The 242-nt window shown below is 26.9% G+C and carries 1 protein-coding gene; it reads left to right on the top strand.

Features of this window, described 5'->3' with window-relative positions:
* On the top strand, positions 1 to 242 hold a 242-nt coding region (locus FDW96_RS25205), incomplete at both ends, for a hypothetical protein (RefSeq protein ID WP_212732864.1).

Raw genomic sequence — 242 nt, 5'->3', positions numbered from 1 at the left:
AAACAGTCTTCACATAATATTACAGAAGGAGAAATTACTTATACTTATTCAAGCAATAAGCATTTTTCAGTTGTTTTAAGACAAAACAGTATGCCAGAATTTACAAATCATACGCTTCGTTCAATTTCTTATAATCAATTTACTTACCTTTTCTTTTTTCTTGGTGAAATAATACTCATTATTTTTTCTGTCTATCATCTCATTAGAGAATTTTCTAAGAATTTTCAAGCCGTTCAAAAGAT

Source organism: Citrobacter sp. TBCS-15 (assembly GCF_005280815.1).
GTDB lineage: Bacteria > Pseudomonadota > Gammaproteobacteria > Enterobacterales > Enterobacteriaceae > Citrobacter > Citrobacter werkmanii.
This window is presented reverse-complemented; position numbering and strand designations above follow the sequence as displayed.